The sequence below is a fragment of the Nitrospinota bacterium genome (genome assembly GCA_027619975.1).
In the GTDB taxonomy this organism is placed as follows: domain Bacteria; phylum Nitrospinota; class Nitrospinia; order Nitrospinales; family VA-1; genus JADFGI01.
In genome coordinates this window covers 1-21042 of sequence record JAQCGX010000025.1, presented here as the reverse complement: position 1 = coordinate 21042, position 21042 = coordinate 1, and the positions used below count along the sequence as shown (strand labels likewise).

Sequence of the window (21042 nt, the reverse complement as noted above, 5' to 3'; positions counted from 1 at the left end):
AATGAAAATACGCATACAAAAAATTATTGCCGAAGCCGGGTTGGCCTCACGCCGGGAAGCGGAACGCTGGGTGGACGAAGGCAAGGTCAAGGTGAACGACCAGGTCGTTACGAAATTGGGGTCCCTGGCCGATCCTGCCGTGGATAAAATTGTGGTTAAGGGAAAGTTACTCCCGAAGCCGCAGGAAAAGTCCTTTCTTATTCTCAACAAGCCCCCGAGTTGCTTGACCACCATGAAAGATGATGCGCGTGACCGGCGAACCGTCATGGAATTCGTGAAAAAGGTGCCGGGGCGGGTGTTTCCTGTCGGGCGATTGGATTTCAACACCCAGGGGATTTTGTTATTCACCAATGACGGCAGTCTCGCCAAAAAATTACTCGATCCCAGGTACCAGGTGGAGCGCACCTATCAGGTCAAAGTCCGGGGCGTTCCCGATGAAAAGAAGCTGAGCCGGATGAGAAAAGGAATTCGTCTGGATGATATTAAAACGTCTCCGGTTAACGTTAAAGTATTCAGGACCAGCGGGAAAAACTGCATTTTGACAATGACACTGGTCGAGGGAAAAAACCGTCATATCAAACGGATTTGTGAAGTGATCGGCCATCCTGTCGTAAAGCTGAAGAGGACCCATTTCAGTAAATTAAACCTGACGGGTCTGCCCCTGGGCAGTTTCCGTTTTCTTTCGCCTCTGGAGATCAAATCTCTTTATAGTTCTGTCACCAAGAGCGCCTGAACAGTCAAAGTTTCCGAGCCGTTGTTTTGGCAGGTTGCTGAAAAACTATTTTTTCTACTCGCAATTGTCGAATATCACAAGCTCAGTGTGACAGCAGTGGAAACCCTCGTGGATGGGACTTTTTCAGCAACCTGTTAGCTTTGCCCACTTCAACCCCAAAAATGTTTCCTTGAAGATTGCATATAAAGAAAATTTTTTGCGTTCGCTCCTAACCCTCATGCTGGCTGTGGGGGCGTTGTTTTTTCCTGCGACCACGATTCACGCCCAGGTGCAGGTGAAACTGACCCATCAGGTCACTGCTAAAGTTTCTGTGCAGGGCAATAATTATGTGAAGGCAAGGGAAAAAGCCGTGTCCCTGGCATTTCAGTCGGCCCTGGAAAAAGCCCTGCGAAATTTCATGGGGGACCAGAAATTCAGAGACAACCAAAAAGATTTTGCCGAGGTTTTGGCGCAAGCCGATCTTTATGTTCAAAGTTACCGGTTTATTGAAGCTGTGGATGACCCCGTTGGAAAAACGAGTGAAGTGATAATGGAAGTGACCCTGTTTCCAAATGCTCTGGGGAATTCTTTAGGTCATACCGGGTTGGTCACCGTACCGGGTAGCATGAAACATGTGGTTCTACTAATTTCTGAAACCAGCATTACCTCCGGCGAAGAGGGAGGTTTCTGGGATGTGATGCCCATTTCCGAGGCGGCCCTGGTGCAGAATCTCACCGAAGCGGGAGTGAATGTGGTGCTTCGTGACCCGATCCGGGATAATGTGTCTGAAGAAATGGTGTTGAATGCCGTTAAAGGTAATGTCAACGATGCCATTCAAATCGGTTTAAAAGTCGGGGCGGATATCGTGATTTTGGGCAATGCCATGTCTAAAAAGCTTGAAAGCCAAAGCGTATCAGGAGAATACACCATTCAGACCAATATCAGTGTGCGGGTGATTTCGGCGTTGAAATCGGAAGTTATCGCCGCGAAAAGCGATTTTGCCACGGCTCGCAACGAGGACCTGCTGGCCGGCGAACTGGAGGCGTTTGGAGTGGTGAGCGGAAAACTATCTGATTTTTTGCTGAGTTCGCTGAATCGGCATTGGGAGGCCCCTTCAGCTTCCCAAAATGTTCCACGCGTGTCGCCGCCATCGGTGGCGTCTCCTTTACCCTTGGAAGATCTCTAGTGCATGGACCAGAAAACAAATTATCAGACGTTCATTCTTACCCTGATGATATCGGCCCTGCTCACGGTTTTTCTTTATTATTCCCGGCGGGTGATCATGCCGTTTTTCGTGGCATTTGCCCTGGCCTATTTGCTGGATCCCTTGGTGGATCGGTTGGAAAACTGGAAGCTGTCCCGAACCTTATCCGTTGTTTCCCTGATGCTGGTTTTCTTTGCATTGATACTGGGCGCGTGCCTCCTGATATTTCCGCTTCTCAGATTGCAGGCCGAAAATCTCACTAAGAGTTTACCAACCTATATCGACGTGGTGCAAAACTGGCTGCGCCCGTTTTTGGAAAAAGTCGCCGGTTTGGATCAGCAGAAAATTCAGGAAATTCTGAACGAAGGCATGGCCCGGTTTGGCGAGCTTCCCTTAAAAATCCTCAGTTTCGTCAGCACGTTTCTCTGGGATTCCCTGTCCAGCCTGTTTAGCGTCCTCCTTATGATTGCCAATCTGGTCATCATTCCCGTTGTGATGTTTTATCTTTTGCGGGATTTTGACACGATCAACGAAAAGGTTCTGGCCCTGATTCCGCCTCGGTTCAAGGAAAAAACCGTGGAGACCGTTCGAGAGGTTGACCGGGTTCTTGCCAGTTTTGTTCGTGGCCAGTTGATGGTGGGGCTTTTGATGGGGTTGCTGTATTCCACAGGCCTTTATGTGATCGGAACTCCCATGAGTCTTTTCATAGGGCTGGTTGCAGGACTGGCAAATCTGGTGCCCTATCTTGGGGTCATCGTTGGGTTTTTTCCCGCCGCCCTGTTGACTTATCTGCAAGTTCAGGAATGGCTGCCGGTTTTGTGGGTGGTGGGTGTGTTTGGCGTGGTGCAGATGCTGGAAGGCATGGTCATCACACCTCGAGTATTGGGCGAAAATATTGGATTGCATCCGGTTGCCGTCATATTTGCGGTCCTCTTAGGCGGCGAGTTATTCGGGCTGGTGGGAATCATTCTGGGCGTGCCGCTGGTGGCGGTGCTCAATGTGTTGATCCGCCGGGGAATTCTGCACTATAAAAAATCCGCATTTTTCAGCCCTTGAGCCACATGCGTAGCTATTTTAATTCAAATAGATAACATCCAATTAAAGGCATAATTTCCCTTGACCGGAAGGCCTAATTTGCATATATTTAGCATGAAGTTAATATGATAAAACGGTGTTTTTATATCACACCGGATTCTTCTACAAAATTTAAAATGCCTGAAACCGATTGAGGTTTCCCCCAGGCGTTTAAACATAACCGAAGAGGGTTTCTCCTTCCCGCCCTCCTCCTATCAAGGAGATAGTTTATGAACAAACTGGTTTCCCATCCCCTGTCCACCACCAATGTTTTACTCGGTGTTCGCTCGAAATTAGAATCGGGGGAATACAGCGCTCAAACAATTAAGGCCTATATTGGCCAGTTGAAGATTTTTTTCCGCCACGTTCATCCGCAGGAACCGTACGTGGTGACAGCGGTGGAGATCCGGGATTACCTCAATCAACTGGTTGCAAGCGATTTGTCCCGTTCCACGATCGACCAGGCGGTGAACGCCCTGGATTTTTTCTGTAAATCGACGCTGGGATTTTGGCTGGATTTGAGCGGATTCAAAAGGCCGCCCAAGAAAAAGGCCGCGCCGGCTCTGTTGACCCTGGACGAAGTGAAAAAAATAGCTATCTCAGCGGAGAATCCCAAACACAGGCTCATGATCGAGCTCACTTATACAGCCGGGTTGCGCGTTTCGGAAGTGGTCAACGTGAAAGTCAAACATCTGGATCTGGCAAAGCTCAAATTATTTGTTCCCGATTCCGACAATGAGGGTGAGGGACGGACGACAATTTTTTCTGGCAGTATCCGCGATGCTTTGGCGAGGCAGGTTGGCAACAAAAAACCGGAAGGTCTGCTTTTTCCCAGTGAACGGGGGGGGGCCTTGACGACACGGGCGGTAGCCAAATTTTTCAAGTCGGCCTTGGAAATTTCAGGAGTGAACAAACCTGTGACTCCGCATTCCCTGCGTCATTCGTTTGGGGCGTTCATGCTGAAAAACGGAAACCACCCGAAAGTGGTGAAAAACCTGTTGGGGCTACGCCGGACGATGCCGGTTGCCGGGGCCGTATAGATTCTTCCGCAGAGGGCGAGTTTGCTCACACCCGCTACGCGGGAGGAAAACTTTAATATTTAGTCCAGGGTTCCCCTGGACAGCGTCACGCGGGTCAGACGAACTCGTAGCGCATGTTGCGTTTCTGCGGGGTGAAGCCGCCATCGGTGATGAGTCGGCGAATATCGCTTTCGTCGAGGCAATGCACCGTACCTGCGGCGCGGACGACGTTTTCTTCCAGCATGGTGCTTCCCATGTCATTGGCGCCGTAATAAAGCGCCACCTGCCCCACCTTAGGCCCCTGCGTCACCCACGAAGACTGGATGTTATCGAAATTGTCCAGCACGATGCGGCTGATTGCCAGGGTTTTTAAATAATCCAGACCGCTGACGGAAGTTGTTATTCCCATATCAATGCTGAGTTCGGTGTTTCCCGGCTGAAAGGGCCAGGGGATGAAGGCCGTGAACCCTCCCGTTTTGTCCTGCTGTTCCCGAAGGCGCAGAAGATGTTCCACCCGGTCTTCCAAAGTCTCAACGTGGCCGAACATCATGGTGGCGGTGGTCGGTATTCCCAACCCGTGGGCTTTGTCCATTACTTCGAGCCACTGGTCCGTGGAGCATTTTAAAGGGCTGATTTTACCGCGCACCCGGTCCACCAGAATCTCTGCGCCGCCGCCGGGAATCGAGTCCAGCCCTGCCGCGTGCAAACGCTTCAAAGTTTCGCCAATAGTTAACTTGGAAATTTTACTGGTATGTACGATTTCCGGTGGGGACAGGGCGTGCAGGTGGATGTCGTATTTTTCCTTGATCTGGCGGAACAGTTGCTCGAAATAGTCGATGCGCAGGTGGATATTGTGCCCGCCCTGCAAAAGAATCTGCCTTCCCCCCAGTGCCATCGTCTCTTCAATTTTTTCGGCGATGGTTGCAAAGGGATGGACGTAGGCGTCGGCGTCATTTTCCTTGCGATAGAAAGCACAGAACGCGCAGTCGGTGACGCAGATATTCGTGTAGTTGATATTGCGATCGACGATGTAAGTGATGACCCGGTTTTTGCTTTTCTTGCGGGCCAGGCGTGACGCTACGTTGCCCAAAAGCAGGGCATCGTTCATGGAAAACAACTGCACTGCTTCTCTGCCCTCGATTCGTTCTCCATCGAGGGCCTTTTTTAAGATCGCTTCTACCATGTCAATTATCGTAATGAATTTCGAGGTGATTGTAATCCGGGTCGTTGAAATAAATCGATTCCCCGTCGCCGCGTTTCACCGGGCCGCCATCGATTGCGACGTTGTGTTTTTTCAGTTCGTCCAGAATGGCGGGAAATCGGTCTCGTTGAATTTTGAAGGCCAGGTGCATGTAGCCTTTATCGCTCAATTGGTCAAGAGCCTCTTTTACCTCCAGCTCAGGCGCTTCAAACAGGGCGATGGCGGCGTTTCCCGTATCCAGCATCAAGTGCCGCAAGCCCTTTGAGAACCGATGGGTGACCTGAAAGCCCAGAACTTCCGTATAAAACCATTCAGCGCGGTCCAGATCCCTGACATTGAGGGCGATATGATGAATCCCGTCTAGCTGCATGGCTTAAGGTCGTTCTCTCTTTATAAAGTGCCGTCGCCAGCGCCCAAAGAAGGAGCGGTGAGTCCGTCGATTCCCGTGTCCCCCATTTCTTCTTCAAAGGTGATGACGAAAATATGGTGGCCGAACTTGGTTTGGACCAGACCCTGAAGTTCCTTGACCGGCGCTTTCATGGCGGCTTGATACAGTTCGGGTGCTGCGGTGTGCACTTCCAGAAACCCCAGGTCGCCCCCCTGATTGCGGGACCCGCAGGCGCTGTATTTCTTGGCCGATTTGGCAAACACCTTCATCATATGTTCATAGTTGTCATAGGTTTTCAGGTGTTCGAGGAGAACCTCCGCAACGTCTTTGCTGGTCAGTACAATATGGCTGATTTGGAGTGATCGCATAAGAATATTTTAAAAAGGTTGGTTATTACGCCACTGTAGCAGTGGCAGAAAACCATGGTTTTCAAGGTTGTTTGACCTTAAATTGTAGCGATTTTGCAGAAATATACAAGAATTAATGCCGGGGTTGCCGGGAAGGGCTTTAAAGCAGGAAACTGGCACCGCTCATGATCCGGGGGATCAACTTGGGGCGGGCGAGTCTGGGGTCGTATTCGCTCAGTCGGCGTTTGTTTTCCCTGAGGCACAGTTGTATGAATGCTTTGGGTGACAGGGAGGAGTTTTCGTACTCCCGTGCCTGGATGGTGAAGGAGGAACCGCCGAGATTTTTTAAATCCATGAGTCGCGACCAGCCCGCGTCCCAGAAGGACCAAAGGGTTTGTAGCGCATGCAGGGGCTGGAGCAAAGCGGGTCTTTGGAAACGCTGGTAAAGAATCCAGTTGGCGATGAACAGAATGTGCCGCGCTTCTTCCTGAACGATGGGTTCCATCACTTCGATCAGCTCGATGGGGTAATCTTCCGTTGATTTGGAAATTTCCAGGAAACCGAAGGCAAAAAAAGAGTCGATGCATTCCCCGGCTCCGGTCCTCAAAAAACACATCTCAAGATTGTCCGGCAGGGGGTTGTCGGGTTTTTCTTCCAGAGGAATGTTGTAGTGTTTGAGGAAATATTTGAGCAGGTCGGCGTGCCTGCCTTCCTCATAGCCCTGCAGAGACATGGCTTTCTTGAGCAGCGGGTCGGTTATTTCCTCGGAATAGGCTCTCAGCTTGTTGAACACCTGCCGCTCGGTATGCACGGCATAATCCCAAATAGGAAAATTGGCAAGTTTTTGGACGGTTTCCTCACGCAAATCCGGCCACGGCAGTTCTTCAGGCGTGAACGGTTTGTGCGTGTCGATAAAAAACCGGCAAAACAGTTCTTTATGCTCTTCTGATCCGTATTCCATAACACAAATAGAGGTCTGCAAATGGTCTAAGGCCGAATAGAATTTATTTTTATCACAGATGAATTTAGCTGTCCAAAAATTTTAGCGGGTGGTCAAGCGGTTCTATAAACAACCAAGGTTACCCGGTTTTATCGGCATAGTGATCTTCAATCGCGGCGACCAGGGCCTCTACGGTGTATTGTTTTGGGACAATCTCTACGTTCAGTCCTCTCGCTCTGGCAGTGTCGGCAGTGATCGGGCCGATGCAGGCGAAGGCGACGCGCTGCAAATGAGGGTGCAATTCGGGGTCGAGCAAATCAAGGAAATTGGTCACCGTGGAAGAGGAGGTGAAGGTGATAACCGAAATGGCGCCGTCTTGCAAGCGGCGGGCAAAGTCCGGGTTTTTTCTTTTTGGCAGAATGGTTTGGTATGCGGGAACTACATCGACCTCGGCTCCCATTTGCCGCAGTTGATCGGGCAGAATTTCTCTCGCCACCGCTGCGCGGGGAATCAGGAAGCGTTTTCCTTTCACATTTTCCTGGCCCAGACTTTCGATCAAGGATTCAGCAACGAAATCTTCTGGTACTACATCTACCTGAATACCGAAAGCGTTGATTGCGTTCTCGGTTTTTGGGCCGATGGTGAATATTCTGACTCCTTTAAGATCGCGGATGTCTTGCTGTTTTTCCTTTAACCGTTGCATGAAAAATTTCACCCCGTTGGCGCTGGTGAATATCAGACCATGGTATTCGGATATGCGCGCTAGAGCTTGATCGAGAGGAGTCCAATTTTCAGGGGGAACCGTTTGGATGACCGGGAAGGAAAACGGATCCGCTCCTTTTTCCTGTAACAGCTGAACCATGGAGTCGGATTGGTTCTCCGCTCGGGTGATGACGATTGTTTTTCCGAACAGCGGCAAGCGTTCATACCACTCGATCATGGGTTTCATGTTCACCACTTCGCCGATGATGGTCAAGGCGGGCGGGGCGATTTTTTCCTGCATCGCGGTCGCAACGATGGTTTTTAAGGTGCCTTTCCAGGTTTTTTGCCGGGCGGTGGTTCCCCATTGGATCACCGCTATCGGGGTTTCGGGATCCTTTCCGAATTTCATCAGCTTCTCGCAGATGAGCGGAAGCTTGCGGGCTCCCATGAGAAAGACCAGCGTTCCCGACCGGCTGGCGATTTTTTCCCAGTCGATGTGGGCGTCTTTCTGGTTTTTTTCGTTGCTTCCAGTGACAATGGTCACGGTGGAGGAGATGTCCCTATGCGTTAAAGGGATGCCGGCGTAGGCCGCAACCCCGAATGGCGAGGTGACGCCGGGGACGATGGTAAACTCGATTCCCGCTTCTTTTAGTGCCAGTGCTTCTTCGCCGCCACGACCAAACAGGAAGGGGTCTCCGCCTTTCAGGCGGATCACGGTTTTTCCTTGTCTTGCGTGGCTGATGAGAAGCGAATTGATCTCTTCCTGGGAAAGGGTGGCATAGCCTTCCTTTTTCCCGGCATAAATGGTTTCGGTATTTTCACTGGCGAAACGCATCATGTTGCCATTGACCAGATGGTCATAAACGATGACATCGGCCTTCTCCAGCCATTCCTTGCCTCTTAAGGTCAGCAGACCTTCATCGCCGGGGCCGGCTCCGACCAGAACGACGCGGCCTTTTGGAGGGGTCGTATCAGTCATGAAGTGTGTGGAGGTAATTTGACAGAGTGGCAAATTCCTGCATGGAAAGTGTTTCTCCCCTGCGGGAAAGATCGATTCCCGCCAGGCGAATTTTATTGTTGTCTTGCAGGAATTGATCTTCCCAGACTTTCAAATTGTTTTTCAACATTTTTCGCTTATGAAAAAACGCGGCATGCACGACTTTGAAAAAAGTATCCTGATCCTCGACTTGTACTTCGGGGGCAAGCCGGGGCGTCAATTTAACCAATGATGAATCTATTTTGGGCGGCGGAAAAAAAGCGGTATTTGGAATTTCCAGCAGACGCTCGACCTGGCAGTGAAATTGAATGAACACGCTGAGCGAGCCATATTCCTTTTGACCGGGGCTGGCGACAAACCGGTCCACGACCTCTTTTTGCAGCATCACCGTCATGTCAGTGATTCGCGACCGATAGTCGATCAGCCGCTTGACGATGTGGGTTGCCGCGTAATAGGGCAGGTTGGATATCACCTTGAACCGGGGCCCGGCGCTGCTGTAATCAAATTTGGTGGCATCGGCTTCGATCAGTTGAAAGTTGGTTTTTCCGGCAAATTTTTGTGCAAGTTCCTGGCACAGTTTTTTGTCGATCTCCAATGCGGTCAATGGGTTTGCGCTATCCAACAGGTATCGGGTGAGCACACCTTTGCCGGGTCCAATTTCCAGGACTGCATCGGCAGGAGATATTCCGGCCAACTGAACGATTTCCTGGGCGATGGACAGGTCGGTTAAAAAGTTTTGACCGAGGGGCCGCTTCTTCATCAGTGAGTTACTGTTGTCGGCCTGGAAAGTTTAATCGCGGCTTTGACGGCGATTTTCAGACTTTCAGGGCAGGCGGTTCCCGTACCTGCAATATCGTAGGCGGTGCCGTGGTCCACCGATGTCCGAAGAATCGGCAGGCCCAGGGTGATATTTACTGCGGTTCCCTTGGAATCCATTTTGATGGGAATCATTCCCTGGTCGTGATACATGGCGATCACGGCGTCATAAGTTTTATACTGATTGCGAGCGAACAACGAGTCGGCGGGGAAGGGTCCGTCCACCTGCAAGCCCTCTTCCTGAGCAGTTGCCAACGCCGGGAGGATGGCTGTTGTTTCTTCATCCCCAAAAATTCCGCCATCGCCGCAATGCGGGTTCAATCCGGTGACCGCGATTTTTGGTTTCTCTGTCACATGTTGTTTGAGCCACTGGTGCGTCAAGCGAATCGTGGTCAGGACCCGTTCCTCCGTGACCTGTGATGCGACTTCACTTAGCGGCAAGTGAGTGGTCGTAAGGACGACGCGCAGGTTGTCTCCGGCCAGCATCAGGGCGACATTGAGGCTTTTGGTTTCATGGGCCAGCAGTTCCGTGTGGCCGGGAAAGTGGAACCCTGCTTTATGGATGCTTTCCTTGTTGATGGGGGCGGTGGTGATGGCATCGACCTGATGGTCCATCGCCAGTTTGACGGCGCGGCGAATGAACTCAACAGAGGCTTTTCCTCCTGCCGCCGTGGCCTTTCCGCATTGCAGATCTTCCGGAACGTTTTTTAGATCGAGAACATCGAGTGTGCCGGGCTCAAACCGGGCCTGTTCAAGAGAAGAAATCGAGTGGACGGCGATTTGAAATCCCATCTGCCGGGCGATGGCTTCCAGAAAGCGTGCATCGCCGACGACCATTCCCTGGCACAGGGAGAACAGGTCTCCATCCTGAAAGGCTTTGATGATGATTTCGGGACCGACACCAGCGGGGTCTCCCATCGTAATGGCGATTCGCGATGGATGCTTCAAGATTTGGAATCCCTCTGGAGTGAATAGAAATTAATTTCAGGCAACCACGGGAACCAGGTTGCCTGAAATTTTTAAGGAAGAATAGTGATTATTTTTTCAACTTGTGAATCTTTACCGGGCTCTTACCAACCGTCGCCGCAGGACTGGGGCTGGCTGCAAGAATTTCCTTGGTGACGGTTTTTTCATATTTCTTAAAGTTTTCAACAAACTGCTTGGCCAGTTCCTTGGCTTTTTCATCGTAATCTTGCGGCCGTTTCCAGGTATTTCTGGGGTTGAGCACTTCAGACGGAACATCGGCGACCTGGTCGGGAATTTGCAGTCCAAAAACGGGGTCTTTAGTGGTGGACACTTTATCGAGTTGTCCTTCAAGAATCGCCTTGATCATGGCACGGGTATGGGCGATTTCCATCCGGGTTCCCACTCCGTAGGGGCCTCCGGTCCAGCCGGTGTTGACCAGCCAGCAAGATACATTATGTTTCGCAATTTTTTCTCCCAGCATATTCGCATACACGGAAGGATGGAGAGTCATGAACGGCGCCCCAAAGCAGGTGCTGAAAATCGCGGTGGGTTCCCGGCTCAGTCCCTTTTCGGTTCCAGCGATTTTGGCTGTGTACCCTGAGATGAAATGGTACATAGCCTGCTCAGGCGTTAATTTTGAGACAGGAGGCATGATGCCGTAAGCGTCGCAGGTCAGCATGATCACATGATTGGGGTGGCCGCCCTGTCCTGTTGGTGTGGCATTGGGGATGTGTGAAATCGGATAGCTGGCCCGGGTGTTTTCCGTCAGGCTGGAATCATCCAGGTCCAGACGGCGCGTGGTCACGTCTACCGGCACATTCTCCAGGATGGTGCCGAATTGCCGGGTGCACTGGTAAATATCCGGTTCTGCTTCCTGGGACAGGCGGATGACCTTGGCGTAACATCCGCCTTCAAAATTGAATACGCCATCGTCGCTCCATCCGTGCTCGTCATCTCCGATCAGAACCCGGTCTTTATCCGCAGAAAGCGTGGTCTTTCCGGTTCCCGACAAACCAAAGAAAATCGCACTGTTCCCGTCTTTGCCAATATTTGCGGAACAATGCATGGACAGCACGTTATTTTTCTGCGGCAGAATATAATTGAGAACCGAGAATATGGACTTTTTGATTTCCCCTGCGTAGCTGGTTCCGCCGATCAATACCAGCTGTTTGCTGTAGTCGACGATCACGAACACATCCGAATTGGTTCCGTCTATGGCAGGAACCGCTTTGAAACCGGGAACGTGAATGACTGTAAATCCGGGGTCATGAGATTCTAATTTGGTCAGATCCTTGATCTGGATAAACATGTTGCGGGCAAACAGACTGTGCCAGGCGTTTTCTGTCATGACGCGGATATGCAGTTGATGTTCTGATGCGGCTCCGGCATAACAATCCTGAACATAAATCTCTCTTCCCTGCAGATAGGCCAGGACGCGTGCATGCAGGGCGTCAAACTGTTCCACCGTGAAGGACTTGTTGTTTTCCCACCAGATATTTTCATGGCTGGAAGATTCGTGAACAATGAATTTGTCGTTGGGGGCACGGCCGGTATGTTCGCCGGTGGCAACACAAATGGGTCCCAGATGGGAAAGAACGCCTTCAGATCTGCGGATGATATGTTCGTAAAGGTCGGGTGTCGAAAGATTCCAGTGAACTTCCTTGACATTCCTGATCCCGTGGTGCTCTAAACCGATCTTGTGCTTGAGGCCTTTGAGAGGCATGAATTTATCTCCTTATCCGGTACTGTCTCTGAAAGAAATATATTAAAGTATTGAAAAAAAGGGATTTCTCCCTTTAAAAAACAGGAGAGTTTAAATATAATAAACGATTGATAACATTAATATTAACACATAATTCCGAGAGGGGAAGATAAATTTCCTCTCCAGGGCGGGTTTTCATGACAATTTCTGTAAAACTTGAGAATAAATGGCATCCCTGGTCTTCGGAGCAGAACCCTGCCATCCCATTAAACCGGCTCAGCGAGTGCAGATCATGAAACTTTTCAAGGATCCACCCCCTTCCTCCAAGTTCGAAATACTTTCCAGGACTCGCAGTCGGTTCAACGAAATTTATGTGATTAAAAATGGCGATCAGATAGAAATGTGGTTCAAGGAAGGTGGACAATTTTTTCTTCAAAGTCGTCTGAACCTGGAAAGCCGGGAATCGCCGGTATTGATCTATTCTAAAATGATGCTGGCCTCCCTGTTGTTCCAGAGTTTCCCGGGAAGGATTTTGATGATGGGCTTAGGGGGAGGGTCTATTTCAAATGCACTGCATCATGCGTTCCCTGAAACTCACATTGATGTGGTCGAAGTGGACCCCAACGTTATCGACATCTGCAAGCGGTTTTTTTATTTACGCGAAACAGAAAATTATAGAATCCACCCGATGGATGCCCGCATCTTCATTCAAAGCCAGATCGGAAAGAATACTTATGACCTGATTTTACTGGATGCTTTTAAAAGCGGCTCGGTTCCATTTCATTTGAAAACCGAAGAATTTTATCAGGAAATTCTGGAAGTGCTATCTCCGAATGGGGTGGTCGCGTCCAACCTCTATGGAAAAAGTAACTTGCAAAAACCAAATGACCGCACCACATTCGATACCATGTTTAGCAATTTGTATTTTTTTGAAGATCCGGAACAAGTTGCGACCGTGCTGATTGCGACCAATCAGGAGCGATTCTGGTCCGAGGGTGATGTTCGCCGCGCCGCCGATGCTTTTAAAGTCAGCGTCCCGTTTTCCATGCCCGAGCTTGCATCGATGTACCGTCCGGACCTGCTGGGTCCTGCCAAGGGGGAAAAATTCCTAGATGATTTTGAAACCAGGGATTTTCGCAGGGCGGTCGAGGAAAATAACACCCATCGCGGGAAAAAAATTCAATACCCGATCAAGAGCTATTCTTAAATGTGGGGAACCTTGAGAGCCTGGACACGGAAGTTTTCGAAGTCGGCCACCATCAATTGATCTTTTGAGATGACGAGTCCACCGACCTTGCCCAGTTGCCCCGCGCGTATGCCGGGGTTTTTTGCTATCGAAATCACTTCCAATTTAAAATTTAGATGAAGGATCTGGTTGTTCCAATAATCCGTGGCGAAAATGCCGTGATCGGGATGGCTGTCCAGGAAATAAATTTCGCTAAACGCCAGCCCTTCTTTTTTTAACCCGTGCCGCATTTCCCCGTCGGCGTCAAAATGTTTGAGCAGGTAAATGGATTTGTCCCCGATCAGGATTTCTCCGTTTGCCATGCAACAGACACTGACGGGCTCTTGAAGATCTTCTGGTGACTCTCCCTCATTTTGCAGGCAGCGGATCAGTTTTCCGTTCGATGAATAAATCTGAATCCTGTTATGGGAAGGGTCCGCCACCCAAACCTGATTCTCGGTGTCGATAGAGAGGGAAAACACAGGACCCAGTCGTTGATCCTCATTCTCCTGATCGCCAAACGACAACAGGAATTTCCCTTGGGAATTGAATTTTTGAATCCGGGTATTTTTTTCATCGACAACATAAAGGCATCCCTGACGGTCCGCCTGAACATTGACCGGGTATTTGAAAAAACCGGGAGAATTTCCCCAATCGGCAAAAATGGAATTTTGCTTGAGTGAAAAGATGGCTGTGGAGCGCCGGTGTATCGGGTTTTTTTGGGGAAATTACTTTTAAATCAAGATTTTCCAGGTTTTTGAATTTTCATGAATAGCAGTTTTAATTTGAGAGGTATGGAGTCTTCCTCTTCCAGAGGCGTCCTGCCGGTCGTGATCTTCCAGAGCGAACGTAGAATTCCAAATGCAAAGGTCAGGTTGTAGAGGGATCGTAATAGAATATTCCAGGGGACCGAGTAGTATTTGGAGAAAAAATACAGGTTGCTCTTGTAAGTTTCGAGAATCACTTTTTCCCTGATTTCGGGCTGATGCGTGCTTTGGCCTAGCAGATGCTGCAGGTGGGCTTCGGGAAAATAGCAGATCTTTTTCCCCAGACGGCGGGCGCGGCGACAGAAGTCATCTTCCTCGTTGTATAAAAAATAATTTTCGTCCAGTAAACCCATCGTTGCAAAAATCTCTCTCTTGATGACAAAACAGGAACCGCCGACCACCTCCACCTCTTTGGTTTCCCGCACGCCCATTTTATTGAATTCGGAAGCGACGTCGAAGCGACCGAGAATTTTTAAGGCCGCATCATAGGCGGTGTCCTCCCATAAACGCATGGAGCAGGGCTGATTATTGGCATCGAGAATCTCCGGCCCCAGAATGGAGAACTCCGGGTGGGCATCGAGGTAGCAGACGATGGCGGCAAAACAGTTTTCCACTAACAGGGTGTCGCTGTTGAGCAAAACGGCGTATCTTCCCTTTGAAATGCGCAGGCCCTGGTTATTGGCGGCGGAAAACCCCCGGTTGTCCTCATTTTCAATCAGCACCACCTGCGGGAAATTCTCCCTGATGGCTTGAGCACTGCCATCGCTGGAATGATTGTCCAGCACCAGAATTTCAAAAGAAATATCCTGGGTGTGGGTATGGATGGATCGCAAACAGTCGAGGGTGATGTCGCGCGTGTTGAAATTGACGATGACGATGGAAAGGTCTAAGGTGGGACTCTCAGAAAACTGGAAGGGGAGCGGGGTCAAAAAGGTATCCTTTGCCACGAATTTGAGCTATTTTAAGGCGTTTATCCTATTAATTTCCCGAGGGGTATCGGGGAGACTAGATTGACAAGGATTATAAAATTAAACAAGGAGTTTTTTAATGCAGGAAGACGTAAAAAAGGACAGCGAAGAATTACGACGGAAGATAGATCTTCTACGGGGGTATCTTTGACGTCGATAACTATATTGTAGAAATTGAAAGTCTGGATCAGGAAGTGGCGCAGCCGGGGTTTTGGAATGACAATGAAAAGGCCCAGAAAGTTCAGCAAAAGCGGGCGCAATTACAGCGAACGGTGAAAGCCTGGAATGATCTCAACGGGGAATGCGAGGATCTGGATGCGCTGATCGAGCTTGCGGAAGAGGATGATTCTCTGGTTGCGGAAATCAAAGTCGCTGTAACAGCTCTCTGGGAAAAGGTGGCACGAGCGGAATTAAAGGCGATGTTGTCTGAGGACAACGACTTTAATAACGCCATCATGACCATCAATTCGGGAGCAGGCGGGACCGAATCGCAGGACTGGGCGCATATGTTGTTGCGCATGTACCTCCGCTGGGCCGATCGCAACGGCTACAAATCTGAAATTCTGGACACCCAGTACGGGGAGGAGGCGGGGATCAAAAGCGCCACCATCAATTTTACCGGGGATTATGCCTTTGGCTACCTGAAAGCGGAAATAGGAGTCCATCGGCTGGTGCGTATTTCTCCGTTCGACGCTAACAAGCGGCGTCACACTTCATTTGCTTCCGTTTTTGTTTATCCGGAAGTGGATGACGAAATCGATATTGAAATTAAGGATGAAGATCTCAAGACCGATGTTTACCGCGCCTCGGGGCCGGGCGGGCAGGGCGTTAACACTACTGATTCCGCGGTTCGGTTGACGCACATCCCTTCAGGCATCGTCGTTCAGTGTCAGAACGAGAGATCCCAGTTTAAAAATAAAGCCTCGGCCATGAAAGTGCTTAAATCGCGGCTTTATGAGTTTGAAATGGAAAAGCAGGAAGAAGAAAAACGGTCGATGGAAAAATCGAAGAAAAAAATCGAGTGGGGGAGCCAGATTCGTTCTTACGTCCTGCACCCTTACCGCTTGGCGAAGGACTTGAGGACCAACGTGGAAATGGGCAATGTGGATGCTGTTTTGGATGGCGATCTCAGGGCGTTCATCGAAGCGTATTTGATGCAAAGCAAGAATCCGGTGTCGAGGTAACGCAATGAAGCCAATTTTTCATCCCCGATTGGTCAACGATGTCTTTGGCGACCCCGGTCTGCTTGTGGAGTTTTTTGATGAACGACGCGCTCTCCTGTTTGACCTTGGGGATATCTCCGCGATTCCCAATGGCACGTTGCTCAAGGTCAGCGACGTTTTTGTCAGTCACACGCACATCGACCATTTTGTCGGCTTCGATCACCTGCTGAGAATTGTTTTTGGCCGAGGCAAAACGCTCAGGCTTTACGGTCCCCGCAATTTCATCGCCAACGTGGAAGGCAAATTGGCGGGCTTCACCTGGAACCTGGTGGACCGCTACAGTAACTCCATCACCCTGGACGTGACAGAGGTTCACGAGGATCATCTGCGCCGGGCGCGCTTTCGGGCCGTTGACCAGTTTAAACGGAGCGACGAGCGCGTGGAACCGTTTGTTAACGGTCTTTTATTGGAAGAGCCTTCGTTTTCCGTGCATACGGCGGTGCTTGAGCACCGCGTTCCCTGTTTAGGATTTGCTCTCAAAGAAATGTTTCATGTCAATATCAGCAAGGAACGTCTGGATGCGGCACATCTTCCCGCCGGTGCCTGGCTGAATGAATTGAAACAGGCGATCCTTGAAAGCAAGCCGGATGATTTTTTAGTCCGGGTTCCCTGTCCGGAGAAAGGTCGATCGGAATTCAAGGAACTTCCTTTAGGGCCGCTGAAAGAGGATCTCACTCTTCAATCGCCGGGGCAGAAGATCGCTTACGTGGTCGATACGGTCTATAATGCGGACAACAAATCCAGAATTGTGGATTTGGTTCACGAGGCGGACCTGTTTTTCTGCGAGTCTCCTTTTATTGCCGAAGAAGAGAAAAGAGGTTTGGATCGGTTTCACCTCACCTCCCGTCAGGCCGGTCTGCTTGCGGGTGAAGCGGGAGTGCGGGAATTACGGACTTTTCATTTTTCACCCAAGCACATGGGGCGCAAGGTGCAATTGCGCGAGGAAGCACAGGCGGCATTTCAGGAAAGCCGGGGCGAAAGTAAAAAGCCCGTCCCTGTGGATTAAAAAAATTGGCTGACTATCATGACCTGAGAATTTTGCCAGAATTGGCATATCCATGAAAAATAAACCTTCCCTGCCAGCTCTTTTAACGATCAAACTGAAACAAATCCTGTTTCCGGGGTCGAAGGATTTCTGGGAAACCCGGTATTCTTTGGGAGGCAACTCGGGCTCGGGTTCCTACGGGAAGTTCGCGGAATTCAAGGCGGATGTTCTGAATGACTTTGTTAAGGAAAAGGAAATCCGCTCGGTCATAGAATTTGGCTGTGGCGATGGGAATCAGCTGTCCCTTTCCGAATATCCGCAATACATCGGGTTGGATGTTTCTGCAACCGCCCTTTCCCTTTGCCGGGCGAAATTTATTGAAGATAAAAATAAAAGTTTTTTTCTGTACAGTCCCTCTTGTTTTGTGGATCATCAAAACGTTTTCCATGCGGATCTGGGTCTTTCCCTGGATGTCATTTATCATCTCGTGGAAGATGATGTCTATAACGCCTATATGGACCATTTATTTAATGCGTCCAGAAAATTTATAATCATTTATTCCAGCGATGTGAATAAGGAAGGCGGGACGCATGCCCGGCACGTCCGACACAGAAATTTCTCTCAAAGGGTGCAAGAGCGTTTCCCGGATTGGAAATTGCTGGAGAAAATCAAGAATCCGTATCCAGGAAAGGGAGATTTCGGTCAAGGATCGTTTGCCGATTTTTCCGTATTTGAAAAACACACCCCGTAAAATCGCAATCACTTGCTTGAGTAAAGGTCGAGATGTTGCTCATTGACTTTGGAGCTCTTTGGGCTCTGACGTATCTTCTTGTGGGAAGGTTGAACCTGATTGCCGCGATCGGTGAAAAGGCCGCCCTGGCCTTTGCACTGGCACTCGGGTTGAAGAGCCTGATGCTATTTGGTTGGATGGCAAGTGTCGGAGAGTTTCCTGAGCCCCTGATGCAGACCGGGCTGAGTTTCGGCGCTCTTGTTCTTGTTTTAATTCTTCGCCGCAGACTGCGAGTTCATTCGATTTTACCGTCACGCGCTCCTGAAAAAAAATCCCTGCCTGTTATAGCGCTGGTCATTATACTTGGAATTCTATTTTTATTGAGTCTGGCGAGCGCATCCTTTTTCCCGATCACCGAAGCGGACGGGATTTGGTATCACATCAAAGGGATGGTTTTTTTGCATGAGGGGGCGTTTGATTCCGAGACGATTGTTTCTCAGTTCCGGCAATACCCGCCATTTCTATCGTTGCTGTTCGCGTACTTGGGGTCATTTGATTTTGGCAATGTAAAAGTAGTTTTTCCATTTTTTTATTTATTTTTGCTGGTGATTTTTTATTTCCGTGTCCATTCCTTTGCTAAAAGCAAAAATATTGCCTCCGCCTTCACCCTGATCCTGGGGACCACGCCCTACTTCTGGTGGCACAGCACTTTGCCTTTTCTAGATTTGACGACCGGGTTTTATTATTCCATTGGTGTTATGTTCTGGTTTTCCCTGATTCAGAGTGTTTGCAAACGGGGAACTCCTGAAGCACGGGAGTCAAACCCCTTGGCATTGGCTTTTCTCAGTGGGACGCTATTGGGGCTTGCGGCCTGGAACCGTTTGGAATTTCTTTTGTATGATGCGATTCCATTGCTGATTTTGATTTATGCCCTGGACGGGAATACGACGCTCGAGAAAAAAGAGAAAAATATAATATTGCTTTGTCTTGTCGTTCCCCTGCTGTTCTTCTCTACCCTATGGTGTTTGACGCTTACAAATTTTGACTCGCCGCTGGAAAGGCGGGTCCTGGCCGTAGGCCTGGTAGGCATGGGGATGTGGGCGCTGGTATTTCTAAATTTAAAATTGAGTTTTAATTTTAACAGAAAACAGTTGATTGGGATGGGAGCCTTGGCGGCTGTCTTGTATTTAGCGTTGATGGTGGTGGGAGGGCCGCAACGGGTGTCTCTTGGAAAAGCGCTCATGATCACTTCAATCCGCTCAATCAGCGTGCATGTATTTTATATGGGTACATCCTTTCTGGCCTTGTTTTTATTCAGAGAGAAGCTGAGATCGCTTTCTCAACCTGTAAAACTACTGGGATGGTTGCTTATTTTTTATCCGCTGGTGCATTTCTTGATCTTCTCTTACTCCGAACCTAAGTGGACTGAAATATCCACTTACCTGAAAGTCCTGTGGGTGCATCCGGGGCATTCGATCAATCTTTCCGATACGCGGGGGATGCTGGCATTTTATCCGATCCTCCTGTTTTTTATCGCCGGCTTGCCTGTCATTAAAAGGGGTTTTGAAAATGAGTGACGGGCGCTGGGTGAAGAAAATCATCGTTGTTATCGTGACCGGCAATCTTGTCATCCTTGCGACTTTTTTTCTTTTCCCCAGAATACAGTTTCTACTGGCCCACAGGGATCTCACCCCGAGTCAATTGACAGTAACAGCAGGGTCGCGCGATATGCCCAACCAGCTTACGCAAACTTATGCAGTGGTCAACCGGATTCGCGAGTTAACTCCTACAGATGCGACGATTTTTATGCCGCCGGGAGACAGGATGCAAGGGTCGTTTCGTTCGGCGACGATCCAGATTCTGTATCCGCGAAAAATATTTTTCGGCGAGGATGAAAATTATACAGTGGAATTGAAGCGTGCTGACCCGTCTAAAGAATCCTATTTTGTTTACTCGTCGGAATGGGAACCGGAGTTTTGCAAGCAATCCTCCCGTATTGCATTGACCGATTTTGGGTTCGGAATGTGCCGTTTGAACCAATAAACAGCGGTCGGTTCAAGCCTTCTCTATGGGAGGCTGGGAAGGGGCCAGGAGGTTTTTAAAGAAAATCGTGAAGAGCAGGGTCAGAAGAAACACGAAGATCCGGTCGATGAGCGTGGCCAGCAATCCTTCATTGAAGCCGGTTCCCGCCAGCTCCGATAAAAGACCGACGGCCATTTCTCGAGAGCCGATATCGCTTTGGAACAAGGGAACGGCGGATACGAAGATCATCACGGTGGTGAACAAAAAACAATAAACCAGCGGAACTTGCAGTTGCAGAACTTTGCAGACGACGAAAAATCGAAGGGAAGTCAGAACGATCAAGGCGATATTGTGTGCGCATAGCGTCGAAAATAACTTTCGATTTTTCAGGATGCGGTGCAAGGCATGAATCGCCCGCACCAGAGCGTCTAAAATTTTATGATTTTGCTTTTGGAGACGGGGAGCAAATTTGGCGGCTAGAAAAAGAGTCAGGACGATAAAAAGATAAGCGAAAGCGATGGGTTGAAACCCCTCGACTGTTGTCCCGGTCATCAAATAAAAAGAAATTGCGCCTCCCGCTGTGCCGCACATGAAAAATAAGATCAATTGATCGGCCCCCAAAGACCCTAGGAACGACATGTACGGAAAGTCATGTTTTCGTTTTAAATAGTTTGATGTCGCCAGCGAACCGGCCTTGAAAAAGATAGAGTTTAATGTGGTCGTGATCGACGATAAGCCGAACCATTCCCTGGTGGTAAGGTTCAAGGAGAAAAATCGAGTCAATTGATTTAGCTTTGAGCCGTTCAAAGTGACCGAACAGAGAACCAGTACAAATAACAGGCTGAATTGGCCGAAGGAAATATCACGCACCGTATAAAGTTGTTCCTTATAGCGGAGCAGAAAAAAAACGAAAATCCCCAGCAGGATCGCTGTCATTAAATATTTTATAAATTTTATCAGTGCAGGGGACATTTAGCAGGTTGCCGAAAAAGAGAAAAATCCGTCAGCGAGTTAAGTTTTGCAGGTTTTTGCTTTTAAGTGGCACAGCCTTTCC

The 21042-nt window shown here is 49.4% G+C and carries 21 protein-coding genes; 10 read left to right on the top strand and 11 right to left on the bottom strand.

All coding sequences use genetic code 11. From position 1 onward, the window contains the following. Position 1 precedes the first annotated feature (1 nt). The 4 genes from O3C58_09680 to O3C58_09665 all read left to right on the top strand — a co-directional run bounded on the left by O3C58_09680 (position 2) and on the right by O3C58_09665 (position 4030). Complete coding sequence (locus O3C58_09680) at positions 2–733, top strand: pseudouridine synthase (protein MDA0692127.1); 732 nt, start codon at positions 2–4, stop codon at positions 731–733. A 112-nt stretch (positions 734–845) separates the two neighbouring features. After that, the gene (locus O3C58_09675) at positions 846–1898 is read left to right on the top strand and encodes a hypothetical protein (protein MDA0692126.1); all 1053 of its coding nucleotides are present in this window, start codon (positions 846–848) and stop codon (positions 1896–1898) included. Positions 1899–1901: 3 nt separating this feature from the next. Continuing rightward, positions 1902–2972 (top strand): AI-2E family transporter, encoded by a 1071-nt coding sequence (locus O3C58_09670; protein MDA0692125.1) that lies wholly within the window; start codon positions 1902–1904, stop codon positions 2970–2972. 248 nt (positions 2973–3220) lie between these two features. Further along, complete coding sequence (locus tag O3C58_09665) at positions 3221–4030, top strand: tyrosine-type recombinase/integrase (protein MDA0692124.1); 810 nt, start codon at positions 3221–3223, stop codon at positions 4028–4030. Positions 4031–4124: 94 nt separating this feature from the next. Here the strand turns inward: O3C58_09665 and mqnC are convergent, their stop codons facing one another. From mqnC to O3C58_09625, 8 genes are all read right to left on the bottom strand, one after another. Next, positions 4125–5192 carry a dehypoxanthine futalosine cyclase gene (gene mqnC, locus O3C58_09660; GenBank protein ID MDA0692123.1) on the bottom strand — a complete coding sequence of 356 codons (1068 nt, stop codon included), beginning with the start codon at positions 5190–5192 and terminating at the stop codon, positions 4125–4127. Position 5193: 1 nt separating this feature from the next. Beyond that, positions 5194–5580, bottom strand: a complete 387-nt coding sequence (locus O3C58_09655; GenBank protein ID MDA0692122.1) for a VOC family protein — start codon at positions 5578–5580, stop codon at positions 5194–5196. A 20-nt stretch (positions 5581–5600) separates the two neighbouring features. Continuing rightward, positions 5601–5966 carry a peptidylprolyl isomerase gene (locus O3C58_09650; GenBank protein MDA0692121.1) on the bottom strand — a complete coding sequence of 122 codons (366 nt, stop codon included), beginning with the start codon at positions 5964–5966 and terminating at the stop codon, positions 5601–5603. Positions 5967–6105: 139 nt separating this feature from the next. Next, entirely contained in the window at positions 6106–6906 is an 801-nt protein-coding gene (locus O3C58_09645; protein ID MDA0692120.1) for a ferritin-like domain-containing protein, read from the bottom strand. A 118-nt stretch (positions 6907–7024) separates the two neighbouring features. Further along, positions 7025–8566, bottom strand: a complete 1542-nt coding sequence (gene cobA, locus O3C58_09640) for a uroporphyrinogen-III C-methyltransferase (protein ID MDA0692119.1) — start codon at positions 8564–8566, stop codon at positions 7025–7027. Further along, positions 8559–9344 (bottom strand): 16S rRNA (adenine(1518)-N(6)/adenine(1519)-N(6))-dimethyltransferase RsmA, encoded by a 786-nt coding sequence (gene rsmA, locus O3C58_09635; GenBank protein MDA0692118.1) that lies wholly within the window; start codon positions 9342–9344, stop codon positions 8559–8561. The genes cobA and rsmA overlap by 8 nt, the downstream gene beginning before the upstream one ends. After that, a complete protein-coding gene (gene pdxA, locus O3C58_09630) occupies positions 9344–10348 on the bottom strand; it encodes a 4-hydroxythreonine-4-phosphate dehydrogenase PdxA (GenBank protein ID MDA0692117.1) in 1005 nt (334 codons plus the stop codon). Before pdxA ends, rsmA begins: the two co-directional genes overlap by 1 nt. 88 nt (positions 10349–10436) lie before the next feature. Continuing rightward, the gene (locus O3C58_09625; GenBank protein ID MDA0692116.1) at positions 10437–12089 is read right to left on the bottom strand and encodes a phosphoenolpyruvate carboxykinase; all 1653 of its coding nucleotides are present in this window, start codon (positions 12087–12089) and stop codon (positions 10437–10439) included. A gap of 205 nt (positions 12090–12294) precedes the next feature. Here O3C58_09625 and O3C58_09620 point away from each other — a divergent pair, with 205 nt between their 5' ends. Continuing rightward, complete coding sequence (locus O3C58_09620; protein ID MDA0692115.1) at positions 12295–13275, top strand: fused MFS/spermidine synthase; 981 nt, start codon at positions 12295–12297, stop codon at positions 13273–13275. Here the strand turns inward: O3C58_09620 and O3C58_09615 are convergent. Both O3C58_09615 and O3C58_09610 read right to left on the bottom strand, forming a co-directional pair. Next, complete coding sequence (locus O3C58_09615) at positions 13272–13820, bottom strand: hypothetical protein (protein ID MDA0692114.1); 549 nt, start codon at positions 13818–13820, stop codon at positions 13272–13274. The two genes, O3C58_09620 and O3C58_09615, sit on opposite strands and share 4 nt — an antisense overlap. A 212-nt stretch (positions 13821–14032) precedes the next feature. Beyond that, positions 14033–14989 (bottom strand): glycosyltransferase family 2 protein, encoded by a 957-nt coding sequence (locus O3C58_09610; GenBank protein MDA0692113.1) that lies wholly within the window; start codon positions 14987–14989, stop codon positions 14033–14035. Positions 14990–15107: 118 nt separating this feature from the next. Here O3C58_09610 and prfB point away from each other — a divergent pair. The 5 genes from prfB to O3C58_09585 all read left to right on the top strand — a co-directional run bounded on the left by prfB (position 15108) and on the right by O3C58_09585 (position 20009). Then, positions 15108–16212, top strand: a protein-coding gene (gene prfB / locus O3C58_09605) for a peptide chain release factor 2 (protein MDA0692112.1) whose coding sequence is annotated in 2 segments (ribosomal slippage) — positions 15108–15176 and positions 15178–16212 — 1104 coding nt in all. Because the reading frame shifts where the segments join, the coding sequence is not laid out codon by codon here. Positions 16213–16216: 4 nt separating this feature from the next. Then, entirely contained in the window at positions 16217–17257 is a 1041-nt protein-coding gene (locus O3C58_09600; GenBank protein MDA0692111.1) for a ribonuclease Z, read from the top strand. A gap of 52 nt (positions 17258–17309) precedes the next feature. After that, on the top strand, positions 17310–17987 hold the full coding sequence (locus tag O3C58_09595) for a class I SAM-dependent methyltransferase (GenBank protein MDA0692110.1): 678 nt from the start codon (positions 17310–17312) through the stop codon (positions 17985–17987). A gap of 32 nt (positions 17988–18019) precedes the next feature. Next, a complete protein-coding gene (locus O3C58_09590; GenBank protein MDA0692109.1) occupies positions 18020–19543 on the top strand; it encodes a hypothetical protein in 1524 nt (507 codons plus the stop codon). Beyond that, positions 19536–20009 carry a hypothetical protein gene (locus O3C58_09585; GenBank protein ID MDA0692108.1) on the top strand — a complete coding sequence of 158 codons (474 nt, stop codon included), beginning with the start codon at positions 19536–19538 and terminating at the stop codon, positions 20007–20009. Before O3C58_09590 ends, O3C58_09585 begins: the two co-directional genes overlap by 8 nt. A 12-nt stretch (positions 20010–20021) precedes the next feature. On the opposite strand, the gene O3C58_09580 is transcribed toward O3C58_09585, so the two are convergent. Beyond that, complete coding sequence (locus tag O3C58_09580) at positions 20022–20924, bottom strand: lysylphosphatidylglycerol synthase domain-containing protein (GenBank protein MDA0692107.1); 903 nt, start codon at positions 20922–20924, stop codon at positions 20022–20024. Positions 20925–21042 lie beyond the last annotated feature (118 nt).